General features: G+C 59.5%; 8 protein-coding genes. 6 read left to right on the forward strand and 2 right to left on the reverse strand.

Annotated features, from left to right (window positions below; all coding sequences use genetic code 11):
* Positions 1-13: 13 nt before the first annotated feature.
* Positions 14-1138 (reverse strand): beta-ketoacyl-ACP synthase III, encoded by a 1125-nt coding sequence (locus AC2FLZ_RS08605; protein ID WP_480482230.1) that lies wholly within the window; start codon positions 1136-1138, stop codon positions 14-16.
* Positions 1139-1298: 160 nt separating this feature from the next.
* Between AC2FLZ_RS08605 and AC2FLZ_RS08610 the strand changes: the two genes are divergently transcribed.
* The 3 genes from AC2FLZ_RS08610 to AC2FLZ_RS08620 are packed head-to-tail and all read left to right on the forward strand — an operon-like array spanning position 1299 to position 5859.
* Positions 1299-1766 (forward strand): MarR family winged helix-turn-helix transcriptional regulator, encoded by a 468-nt coding sequence (locus AC2FLZ_RS08610; protein WP_480475511.1) that lies wholly within the window; start codon positions 1299-1301, stop codon positions 1764-1766.
* Positions 1763-2800, forward strand: coding sequence for an efflux RND transporter periplasmic adaptor subunit (locus AC2FLZ_RS08615; protein ID WP_480493636.1), 1038 nt, complete (start codon positions 1763-1765; stop codon positions 2798-2800). Before AC2FLZ_RS08610 ends, AC2FLZ_RS08615 begins: the two co-directional genes overlap by 4 nt.
* A gap of 11 nt (positions 2801-2811) precedes the next feature.
* Positions 2812-5859: an efflux RND transporter permease subunit gene (locus tag AC2FLZ_RS08620; RefSeq protein WP_496821490.1), complete on the forward strand. Its 3048-nt coding sequence runs from the start codon at positions 2812-2814 to the stop codon at positions 5857-5859.
* A gap of 65 nt (positions 5860-5924) precedes the next feature.
* On the opposite strand, the gene carB is transcribed toward AC2FLZ_RS08620, so the two are convergent.
* Positions 5925-9278 (reverse strand): carbamoyl-phosphate synthase large subunit, encoded by a 3354-nt coding sequence (gene carB, locus AC2FLZ_RS08625; protein WP_496882078.1) that lies wholly within the window; start codon positions 9276-9278, stop codon positions 5925-5927.
* A 178-nt stretch (positions 9279-9456) separates the two neighbouring features.
* Between carB and AC2FLZ_RS08630 the strand changes: the two genes are divergently transcribed.
* From AC2FLZ_RS08630 to AC2FLZ_RS08640, 3 genes are all read left to right on the forward strand, one after another.
* Positions 9457-10584 (forward strand): aminodeoxychorismate synthase component I, encoded by a 1128-nt coding sequence (locus tag AC2FLZ_RS08630; protein ID WP_496809341.1) that lies wholly within the window; start codon positions 9457-9459, stop codon positions 10582-10584.
* A complete protein-coding gene (locus tag AC2FLZ_RS08635; RefSeq protein WP_480622128.1) occupies positions 10539-11186 on the forward strand; it encodes an aminotransferase class IV family protein in 648 nt (215 codons plus the stop codon). Before AC2FLZ_RS08630 ends, AC2FLZ_RS08635 begins: the two co-directional genes overlap by 46 nt.
* Positions 11187-11340: 154 nt before the next feature.
* Entirely contained in the window at positions 11341-11703 is a 363-nt protein-coding gene (locus AC2FLZ_RS08640) for a CPBP family intramembrane glutamic endopeptidase (RefSeq protein ID WP_496715290.1), read from the forward strand.
* The last annotated feature ends 45 nt before the right edge of the window (positions 11704-11748 follow it).

Here is an 11748-nt window from a genome sequence, read left to right on the forward strand (position 1 = left end):
TGCGGAATGCAGATCAGGCGTGACGCTTCACGATCACCGATCCAACCGAATACCCGGCCCCAAAAGAACAGATCAGGCCCAGATCGCCCTCTTGCAGATCGTCAGAGTATTTCGAAAACGCAATGATCGACCCTGCGGATGAGGTGTTCGCATAATCCTGAAGGATATTGGGTTGCTCGCCCGCTTCGGGTTCGCGGCCCAGAACCTTCTTGCCGATGAAGTCGTTCATCGTCTTGTTGGCCTGATGCAGCCACAGGCGTTTGAGGTCGGTATTGCTGACCCCTTCGGCCTCCATATGGTCGCTGATATGCTTGCTGACCATCGGCAACACTTCCTTGAACACCTTCCGGCCGTTCTGCATGAACTGCATGTCGCGGCGGTCAATCACACCATCGGGGCGCGACCGGCGCAGGAAACCGTTATTGTTGCGGATATTGTTGGAAAAGGCGGTGGCACAGCGGGTCGACAGGATTTCGAAATGCGGGCCTTTTGCGTCTTCGATCCGCTCGATCAGCGTTGCCGTTGCCACATCGCCAAAGATAAAGTGACAATCCCGGTCGCGCCATTCCAGATGGCCCGAGCAGATTTCAGGGTTCACCACCAACGCCGCGCGCACCGAACCGGACCGCACCATATCCGCCGCCGCCTGAATGCCGAACGTGGCCGAAGAACAGGCGACATTCATGTCAAAGCCGAACCCGTCGATACCCAGTTCCTGCTGAATCTCGATTGCAATCGCCGGATAGGCGCGCTCGTGGTTCGAGGCCGCACAGATCACCAGATCGACATCCGCCGCCGTGCGCCCCGCCTGCGCCAGCGCCTTCTTGCAGGCATCCACTGCCATCTCGGTCATGATCCCGGGCTCGTCATCGTTGCGCTGGCGCAGCGTCGGGTGCATCACGTCGGGGTTCAGCACCCCGGACTTGTCCATCACGTAGCGGTTCTGAATGCCCGACGCCTTGACGATGAACTCTTCCGAGGAATGCTGCATCGCCTCCATCTGCCCGGCTGCGATGGCCTCGGCATTCTTCGCGTTCTGCTTGTCGGCATAGGCGTTGAACGCTTCAACAAGCTCGGCGTTGGTGATGACGTTTTCCGGGGTGAAGACACCGGTACCGGTGATGGCGGGGGTATACATGGCGGGTCCTGAATGTTTCGGATTCGCCCAAAATGCAGTCATGGCGTGATTTGATCAAGATATGTTGACCTAAGGGAATTCGTTCCTGGGCGCAGTTTCATATCTTGAATAGTTCAGAAATTGAAGTATATCGCCCCGTAACCCGCGCGGAGACCCCCCAATGCCCGACGATATCAGCGCCAGACTGGGCCGCCTCAGCCCCGAGATTCAGGCGATCATGGGCGTCTATGCCCTGTACTGGAAACTGGAAGAGACCTTCGACTGTATCGAAACAGACCTGAGCCACCCGGAATGCCACATGCTGATCAAACTGGATCAGCCCAAGCGCATGGGCGTTCTGGCCGCTGATATGTTAAGCGTCCCGTCAACGATCACCGCCACAGCCGATGCCCTTGAAAAAACGGGCTACCTGACGCGGCGGCGTGACCCCGAAGACCGCCGGGCCTGGTTGCTGGTGCTGACAGAGCAGGGTGAAGAGGCCCGCAACATGCTGGTCGCCGCCGCCGGGGACCTGTTTCACAGGGCCTCGGGCCTAAACGAACAAGAAACTGCCGAATTCGCGCGACTGGCGCGCAAAATCCGCGACAACGTATTGAAAACGGGAATTCCCGAGGGATTGAAGAAATGAAACTCCTGACCTCTCTGGGCCTTGCACTGGCCATTCTGGCAACCCCGATTGCCGCTCAAGATACCCCGAAACCGGTGAAACTCATGCAGGTGCGCGAAACCGCGCCGGGTTTCACGCGGCAGTTCTTTGGCCGCGTCGCCGCGCGCCAGACCGTTGATCTTGCCTTTCAGGTTGCCGGCCAGATTGTCGAGATGCCCATCAACGAAGGCTTCATGATTCCCAAGGATGGTCTGATTGCCCGCCTGGATCAGGAACCGTTCGAGCTGCGCCTTGATCGGGCGCGGCTGCAAAAGGAACAGGCCGACCGCACCGTCGCCCGCCTGTCGCGCCTGCGCGGTACAACCGCCAGCCAGGTGGCCGTGGACGACGCCGAGACCGAGGCGCAGCTGGCCGCAATCGCCCTGCGCGACGCGGAATATGAACTGGAACACGCCACGTTGACCGCGCCGTTTGACGCGCTGGTCTCCAGCCGCTCGGTCGAGGCGTTTACGACCGTCTCGGCGGGCACCCCCATCGTCCGCATTCACGACATGTCGGAACTTCGCATCGTGGTCGATGTGCCCGAGATCCTGTTTCAACGCTCTGGCCAGAATGACGACTTCTTCATCACCGCGAAATTCCCGGTCAGTGACGAAGTCTTCCCGCTGGAAATCCGTGAATTCGACGCGGAAACCTCCAGCGTCGGTCAAACTTTCCGGATCCAGTTTGGCCTGACCCCGCCAAAGGGGCTGCAAATCTTTCCCGGTTCTTCCGTTACCGTCAACGTTCAGGTGCAGGACAACCGCACAGGCATCGTCGTCCCGGCGACCGCCGTAGTCGCTGACGCAAACGGCGCGCTGAACGTCGTGGTGTTTTCCCCGGTAGGGGCGGATGAGGGCACCGTGCGCCGCGTCCCAGTGACCATCGAGCCCACGCAAACCGGCGAAGTCCGGGTGCTGACGGGCCTGTCAGATGGGGATGAGGTCGTTGTGGCCGGGGGCGCTGTGCTGACGGATGGTCAGACGGTGCGCCGGTTCGCCGGTTTCGCGAACTGAGGGGCTGACAGATGAACATCGCCCGCGCCTCAATCGACCGGCCGCTTTACACATGGCTGGTCATTCTCATTGCTCTCATTGGGGGCATCTGGGGGTTCACATCGCTTGGCCGTCTGGAAGACCCGGCCTTTACAATCAAGAACGCGGTTGTCATCACGCAATACCCGGGCGCCACCGCCGAACAGGTGGCGCTGGAAGTATCGGAACCGCTGGAATCCGCCATACAGCAGATGGGCGAGGTGGACGTCATCACCTCGGTCAATCAACCCGGACGGTCCCTGATCGAGGTTGAGATCAAGTCGACATACGACGGCACCGAACTGCCCGCCATCTGGACCCGGCTCAGGGCCAAGGTGCGCGACGCCGCGCGCGGCCTGCCATCGGGCGTCGGCCAACCGTTTGTGAATGACGGGTTCGGCGACGTGTTCGGCCTGTTCTATGCGGTGACCGCCCAAGGGTTCTCGGACGCTGAAAAGCACGAACTGGCAACCTTCCTGCGGCGGGAACTGCTGACCGTTGACGGCGTTGCGGATGTCGAGGTTCAGGGCCTGCCGGACGAGGCGATCTTTGTCGAACCCGATCTGGCGATTTCGGTGAACCAGAATGTCCCGCTGCAAGCAATCAACCAGGCGATTGCCAATGCGGATTCGGTCAATTCCTCAGGGTCCTTGCGCTCTGATAACGACCGCACCACCATCCTGACGGCTGAAGGGTCGGACAGCGTGTCGGCCATTGCGGGCCTGTCTGTCGGTTCGCAAGGGCAGGTGATCAACCTCTTTGACATGTCCGATGTCTATCGCGCCCGTCAGAACGACCCCGACATTATCATCCGCTACAACGGGATCGAGGCTTTCACCTTGGGCATCGCGGGTCTGGCCACTGAAAACATTGTCGAGGTTGGCAAACGCGCTGACGCCAAATTCGCGGAGTTGAACACAAGCATTCCCTTCGGTGTCGAAATCCTGCCGATCTATCAGCAACATGTGGTGGTCGAGCAGGCCTCGAACGACTTTCTCGTGAACCTTGCCATGTCGGTGGCCATCGTGGTCGCCGTGCTGGGCATCTTCATGGGCTGGCGCGCGGCCATTGTCGTTGGCTCGACCTTGCTGCTGACCGTGGTCGGCACGCTTCTGTTCATGTCGCTCTTCTCAATCGAGATGGAGCGAATCTCACTGGGTGCCCTGATCATCGCCATGGGGATGCTGGTGGACAACGCCATCGTCGTGGCCGAAGGGATGCAAATATCCATGCTGCGCGGCCAGTCCTCGCGCGATGCGGCCGAGGATGTGGCGTCAAAAACCCAGATCCCGCTGCTGGGTGCGACCGTGATTGGCATCATGGCCTTTGCGGGCATTGGCCTCAGCCCTGACGCAACCGGAGAATTCCTGTTCTCTCTGTTCGCCGTGATCGGCATTTCACTGTTGCTCAGCTGGGTTTTAGCGATCACCGTCACGCCGCTATTGGGGCATTACTTCTTCAAACAGGGCAAAGCAGGCGAGATCGACGCTTATGGCGGCCTCCTGTTCCGCATCTATGGTGCGATTCTGCGCTTTGCGCTGCGCTTCCGCTGGCTGGTTGTTGCTGGTCTCGTCGGCGTAACCGTGGTGTGTTATGCCGGGTTTGGGCTGATGAAACAGCAGTTCTTCCCCAACTCCAACACGCCTTTGTTCTTTGTGCACTACAAACTGCCGCAGGGCACACCGATTGCACGAACAGCCGAAGACATGGCGGTGTTCGAAGAGTGGCTGGCAGCACGCGACGACGTCGTCTCGGTCACGACCTTTGTCGGCCAGGGGGCTACCCGTTTCATGCTGACATATTCAGCCGAAAAGCCGAACCCCAGCTATGGGCACATGGTCATCCGCACAGCAAGCCTGGACGACATCCCGGCGCTGCAAGCAGATCTTGAAGCGTTTGGGTCTGTCCAATTCCCCGAAGGTGAGTTCGGTACCAAGCGTCTGGTCTTTGGCCCCGGCGGTGGTGATCCGATTCAGGCCCGCTTCTCGGGCAGCGACCCGGTCGTGCTGCGCCAGCTTGCCGATGAGGCGGTGCAGCGCATGGCAGCCGCATCGCCGAACGCGCTGCTGGTTCATCACGACTGGCGCGAACAGGAACTGGCGCTGCAACCGATCTATGCAACAGAACGGGCGCAGACAGCAGGTGTCACGCGCGAAAATATCGCCGCCACTCTGCAATTCTCGACCGACGGCATCACGGGTGGTGTGTTCCGTGAGCGCGACCGCCTGATCCCGATTATCCTGCGCCGACCCGCGGACGGAGATTACTCGATTGTCGATCAGGTCGTGTACTCGGACCAGTCGGAAAAGTTTGTTCCAATTGAACAAATGGTGGATGGATTCGAGTACAAATCGCTCAATACGTTGGTTCACCGTCGTGATCGGGTTCTGACCATCACCGTCGGCGCCGACATCCCGCCCGACCTGACAGCGGCACAGGTCCACGCCGAAGTGCGCGACGCCATCGAGGCCATCGATCTGCCACCCGGCTACAAGATGGAATGGGGTGGAGAGTTCGAAAACTCGCGCAAAGCACAGGCAAGCCTGGGCAGACAATTGCCGCTGAGCCTGCTGATCATGGTGTTGATCTCGGTCCTGTTGTTCAACGCGATCCGCCAGCCGATCATCATCTGGCTGCTGGTGCCGATGTCCGTGAACGGCGTGGTGATCGGCCTGCTGGGAACAGGGCTGCCCTTCACCTTTACGGCACTTCTGGGCCTGCTCAGCCTGTCGGGTATGCTGATCAAGAACGGCATTGTTCTGGTTGAGGAAATCGATCTGGTCCGCGCCACCGGCAAGCCCCTGCGCGAGTCAATCATCGAAGCATCCGTGTCCCGTTTGCGGCCCGTCATGCTGGCGGCTGTCACGACCATTCTGGGCATGGCGCCGCTGCTGACGGATGCGTTCTTCGTCTCGATGGCAGTGACGATCATGGGCGGTCTGGCATTTGCCACTGTGCTGACAATGGTTGCAGCACCGGTGTTCTATCTGCTGTTCTTCGCCCGTGACGAACGAAAGAGAACGACGGAAATACCTACGTAAAGCATTGGAAATAAAGAAAAGCCCCAGAGTTTCCTCTGGGGCTTTTTCGTTTGGGTCAGGGGTCTTTACCCCTGTAGCGATTTCACCTCGACGTCGCCTTCAGCCTGCGCCTTGATCGCCAGTGCAGCGGCGTTGGCACCTGCTGCGGTGGTGAAATATGGGATCTTATCATACAGCGCGATCGAGCGGATGGCCTTGCTGTCCTCAACCGCCTGCGCGCCTTCGGTAGTGTTCATCACCAGCTGCACCTGACCGTCTTTCAGCATGTCCACAACATCCGGGCGGCCTTCGTACACCTTGTTCACCACGTCACAGGCAACACCCTGTTCGTCCAGCCAGCTTTGGGTGCCGCGCGTGGCCACGAGCGTAAAGCCCTGGTCAACCAGAACTTGCGCCGCTTCCAGCATGGCTTTGCCCTTGTCGGCATCCTTGATCGAAATGAACGCACGGCCAGAGGACGGCAACACCATGCCCGCGCCCATCTGCGCCTTGAGGAACGCACGTGGGAAGTCACGGTCCCAGCCCATCACCTCGCCGGTCGAGCGCATTTCCGGGCCAAGGATGGTGTCGACGCCGGGGAAACGGGCGAAGGGCATGACAGCTTCTTTCACCGAGAACCACGGCATGTCCGGATCGGCCAGCGTCATCTGGTCCGCGATCTTGGTGTCCTTGCCTTCCTGATAGGGAGGGCGCATCGGGAAGTTGGCCAGCTTCTCGCCCGCCATGATGCGTGCAGCAATCGACGCAATCGCACTGTCGGTGGCCTTGGCAACAAACGGTACGGTGCGCGACGCGCGCGGGTTCACTTCGATCAGATAGATCTCATCATCTTTGATCGCGAATTGCACATTCATCAGGCCAACGACATTCAGCGCCTTGGCCAGCTTGAACGCCTGATCCTTGATCTGCCCGATGATCTCTTTCGACAGTGAATAGGGCGGCAGCGAACAGGCGGAATCGCCCGAGTGGACGCCCGCCTCTTCGATATGCTGCATGATGCCCGCGACGTGGACATCGGTGCCGTCACACAGGGCGTCTACGTCCAGTTCGACCGCGCCCGCCAGATAGCTGTCCAGCAGTACGGGGCTGTCGCCCGAGACCACAACGGCCTCGTTGATATAGCGTCGCAGCTGATCCATGTCGCGCACGATTTCCATAGCACGACCGCCCAGAACGTAAGAGGGGCGAATGACCAGCGGGAAACCGATCTCTTCCGCAATCTCCAGCGCCTTTTCGTCGGTCGAGGCAATGCCGTTTCTGGGCTGTTTCAGGCCCAGTTCATTGACCAGCGCCTGGAACCGTTCGCGGTCTTCGGCCAGGTCAATTGCGTCCGGTGTGGTACCCAGAATCGGAATACCCTCGGCCTCAAGCGCGTTGGCCAGCTTCAACGGAGTTTGCCCACCGAACTGAACGATCACACCGTGCAGCGTGCCATTTTCCTGTTCCTTCGTCAGGATTTCCATGACGTGTTCAAAGGTCAGCGGCTCAAAATACAGACGGTCCGAGGTGTCGTAGTCGGTCGAGACTGTCTCGGGGTTGCAATTGACCATGATGGTCTCGTACCCGGCCTCGGTCAGCGCATAGCAGGCGTGGCAGCAGCAATAATCGAACTCGATCCCCTGACCGATCCGGTTCGGACCACCACCAAGAATAACGACCTTCTTGCGGTCGCTTGGGCGTGCCTCGCATTCGACATCGCCCATCATCGGCGCTTCGTAAGTCGAGTACATATAGGGCGTTTGCGCTTCGAACTCGGCGGCGCAGGTATCGATGCGTTTGAAGACCGCGGTGACGCCCAGATTGTGGCGGGCGCGGCGTACGTTATCTTCGCTGCGGCCAGACAGATTGCCCAGACGCGCATCGGTGAAGCCTAACATCTTGAGCTTTCGTATGCCTTCTTCGGTCACTGGCAAACCGTCCTTGCGCACGGTGCGCTCTGCTTCGATGATCTCGCGGATGCGGGCCAGGAACCAGGGGTCAAACTTGGTAACGCCGAAGATTTCGTCGTCGGTCAGGCCATGACGCATGGCTTGTGCGATAGTGCGCAGGCGGTCGGGGGTCTGCTTGCTGATCGCTTTGATGACATGTGCCTTGTCGTCGCTGCTTTCGACCTCATCCCACAGGCCGATGCTCAGCCCCGGAATTTCGATCTCATCAAACCCGGTCAGGCCGGACTCCATCGAGGCCAGCGCCTTTTGCATGGATTCGTGAATGGTGCGGCCGATGGACATCGCCTCACCCACCGACTTCATTGCAGTGGTCAGATAAGGCTCAGAGCCGGGGAATTTCTCAAACGCGAATTTCGGGATCTTGGTGACGACATAGTCGACGGTAGGTTCAAACGACGCAGGCGTGACCTTGGTGATGTCATTGTCCAGCTCGTCCAGCGTGTAACCCACGGCCAGTTTCGCAGCGATCTTGGCAATTGGGAAACCCGTCGCCTTGGAGGCCAGCGCCGAAGAGCGCGACACGCGCGGGTTCATTTCGATCACAACCATGCGGCCATCATCGGGGTTGATCGCCCATTGCACGTTCGAGCCACCGGTTTCCACTCCGATCTCGCGCAGCACGGCGATCGAGCCGTTGCGCATGATCTGGTATTCCTTGTCGGTCAACGTCAGGGCAGGGGCCACGGTAATCGAGTCACCCGTGTGCACGCCCATCGGGTCGACGTTTTCGATGGAGCAGACGATAATGGCGTTGTCGGCGGTGTCGCGCACCACTTCCATCTCGTATTCTTTCCAGCCCAGCAGGCTTTCATCGACGAGGATCTGGTTGACAGGCGAGGCATCCATGCCCGAGCGGCAGAAATGGATATAATCCTCGCGGTTATAGGCCACGCCGCCGCCTGTGCCGCCCAAGGTAAAGGCCGGGCGGATGATGGCAGGCAGGCCGATTTCCTCCAGCTCGTCCAGAGCGATCTGGACACCTGCGTCCAGATCGGCAGAGCCGTCGGCCTTCTTGGGGGCGGTCACGATGGTGGCTTTAGGGTTTTCCAGCCCCAGCCGATCCATCGCCTCGCGGAACAATTTGCGGTCCTCGGCCATCTCGATGGCGTCGCGTTTGGCACCGATCATCTCGACACCGAACTTGTCCAACACCCCCATCTCTTCCAACGCGAGCGAGGTGTTCAGACCGGTTTGCCCGCCCATTGTGGGCAGCAGGGCATCAGGGCGTTCCTTTTCGATGATCTTGGCGACGACCTCGGGCGTGATCGGCTCGATATAGGTGGCATCGGCAAGTCCGGGGTCAGTCATGATTGTCGCCGGGTTCGAGTTGACCAGAATAACCCGGTAACCTTCTTCGCGCAGGGCTTTGCAGGCCTGCGCTCCAGAATAGTCGAACTCGCAAGCCTGACCGATAACAATGGGACCCGCCCCGATGATCATGATCGACTTGATGTCGGTTCTCTTCGGCATGGCCTGGCCCCTTCGATTTTGCACGAGTCGCGGGCACCGCCCAAGCGCCCAAATTGTCGTGGGTTATAGGGACCACGCAGAAAGGTTCAAGGGGTATCGGAAACAGAAGCGAAATTGCCGCTTTCCCCCCTTTCCCCTGCCAGAGTATTCTCTATATCGCCCTTCACGGCAAAAGAGGATGCAGTTGCGTATTCGTTTTGATCAGGGACCAGCCGGTCGCGGAGCCCGGTTTCAGCGTCCGTCTCGGATTATCCGTGCGGATACTGCGAAGGACGTGCCCCAGGCTCTGGCGGCGCTGGATGAGGCGCGCGCGGACGGGGCATGGCTGGCTGGCTATGCCAGCTATGAACTGGGATATGTGCTTGAACCCCGGCTGATCGATCTTTTGCCGGATGCGCGTCGGTTGCCCCTGCTGTGCTTTGGGGTTTACGGCGCACCGGATCGGGTTGCTTTACCGACGCCTGCGGGCGAGGTGCGCGTGTTTCAGCCGCGCTGGGATGAGGCGCGTTATGGCGAAGCCTTTCAAGTGGTGCATGATGCCATCGGTGCTGGTGATATCTATCAGGCGAACCTGACCTTTCCGATTGATCTGACCGTCTCGGGCAGCAGTGAAGCCCTTTATGCGGCACTGGCAGCGGGGCAGCCCGTTGGGCATGGCGCGCTGGTGCAGCAGGTCGGGTTGCCCGATTTGCTCAGCCGCTCGCCGGAGTTGTTCTTCCGCACGGACACGGATGGAAAGATCGAAACACGACCGATGAAGGGTACCCAGCCGCGCAGCGAAGACCCGGATGAGGATATGCGGCGCCGGTCGTTTCTGACCACGGACGAAAAGAACCGGGCGGAAAACCTGATGATCGTCGATCTGCTGCGCAACGATATCAGCCGTGTCGCGCTGCCCGGTTCCGTTCATGTACCTGAACTGTTTAAGGTCGAAACCTATGCGACCGTGCATCAGATGGTTTCACTTGTCCGGGCCCAGTTGCTCAAATGCGCAGGGCTCAGCGATATATTGATGGCGTTGTTTCCCTGCGGCTCGATCACGGGCGCCCCCAAAATTCGCGCCATGGAAATTCTGGCCGGGCTGGAACCCTGGCCGCGCGACATCTATTGTGGCACCATCGGCTGGGCCGCGCCTGATGGCCGGTCCGAGTTCAACGTGGCCATTCGTACGCTGATGCTGGAAGGCGATCAGGCCACCCTGAACGTGGGCGGGGGCCTTGTCTGGGACAGTACCGCCCCGGCAGAATATGAGGAGGCGCTATGGAAAGCCCGCTTCGCCCGCCAGCTGAGCCTGATTTCCGCCTGATCGAAACGCTGGCGTTTCGGCCAGATCAGGGCTTTGTCCGAAAAGACCGTCACCTTGCGCGCATGGCCCGAACCGCTGCGGCCTTTGGCCTTCCCTTCAACCCGGATGCAGCGACCGCCGCGCTGGATGGCGCGTTGGGCGACACCCCCTTGCGTTGTCGTTTGACGTTGGATGCATCGGGTGCATTCGAATTGACGACCGGGGTTCTGGCCAGCAACCCTCCGGTCTGGCGCATAGCCCTGTCTGATCAGCGGCTGGCTTCCAATGATCTTTGGCTGCGTCACAAGACAAGCCGCCGCGCCCTATATGACGATGCCCGCGCCGCGCTGACGGATGGCATAGACGAAGTGTTATTCCTGAATGAGCTTGATGAACTGTGTGAGGGCACCATCAGCAACCTTTTCGTCGAAAAGCGGGATGGCCGTATTCTGACGCCTGCGCTGTCCAGCGGTCTGTTGCCTGGCATATTGCGCGAAGAGTTGCTGGATAAAGAAACGGTGTCCGAGGCCGTGCTGACCTTGAGCGACCTGAAAAATGCGCAAACTGCCTACATGGGCAATTCACTGCGCGGGCTGATCCGGGTGGAGCTGATATACACGTGATCAAAGAAGGTGCGATGGTCGGGTCTCCGGTTGCATTGCCGCGGTTAAGGGTTGAGTTCGGCCTGTTTAATATTGTCCCGCCGCTGATCATCGCGGTTTTGTTTCCTACGAACAGGATGTTTCCGGCACTGTTTGCCCTGACCGGGATGGGATATTGCTGCTGCATTGGACACCGGGCATTCAATGGGCCGAGCTGCGCTATGATTGGGCCAACTGGTCGCTTCGCGAAGTTGTGCTGTTCCGCCCACTATACTTCCAGTGTTATCACGCGATCTTGCCAGAGGGGCGCGCGGCTTATGTGCTGAATGCTGCAATCTTCTCGTTCGCGCATCTGATGCATTGGAGCTGGATTGTCGCCCTCATGACATTTGCGGGCGGGCTGCTGTTTACATGGGCCTACAGGCAGCGCGGCTCGTTCTTCTATGCGGTGCTGTTGCACGTGATTGTGGGTAATATCATCTTTGCGGTCGGGCTGGGTGTCTATTTCTACTCAGGCAACGTGCAAAGGCCGTTTTGACAGGGCGACCCGCCTTGACTTTCCGGGCCTGACAGGGTGTATCGG

The sequence above is a fragment of the Ruegeria sp. YKSF131 genome (genome assembly GCF_059612645.1).

Coding starts and splice junctions, on each gene's coding strand:
- AC2FLZ_RS08605 (WP_480482230.1), bottom strand. CDS start 1,138: ATGTATACCCCCGCCATCACCGGTACCGGTGTCTTCACCCCGGAAAAC.
- AC2FLZ_RS08610 (WP_480475511.1), top strand. CDS start 1,299: ATGCCCGACGATATCAGCGCCAGACTGGGCCGCCTCAGCCCCGAGATT.
- AC2FLZ_RS08615 (WP_480493636.1), top strand. CDS start 1,763: ATGAAACTCCTGACCTCTCTGGGCCTTGCACTGGCCATTCTGGCAACC.
- AC2FLZ_RS08620 (WP_496821490.1), top strand. CDS start 2,812: ATGAACATCGCCCGCGCCTCAATCGACCGGCCGCTTTACACATGGCTG.
- carB (WP_496882078.1), bottom strand. CDS start 9,278: ATGCCGAAGAGAACCGACATCAAGTCGATCATGATCATCGGGGCGGGT.
- AC2FLZ_RS08630 (WP_496809341.1), top strand. CDS start 9,457: ATGCAGTTGCGTATTCGTTTTGATCAGGGACCAGCCGGTCGCGGAGCC.
- AC2FLZ_RS08635 (WP_480622128.1), top strand. CDS start 10,539: ATGGAAAGCCCGCTTCGCCCGCCAGCTGAGCCTGATTTCCGCCTGATC.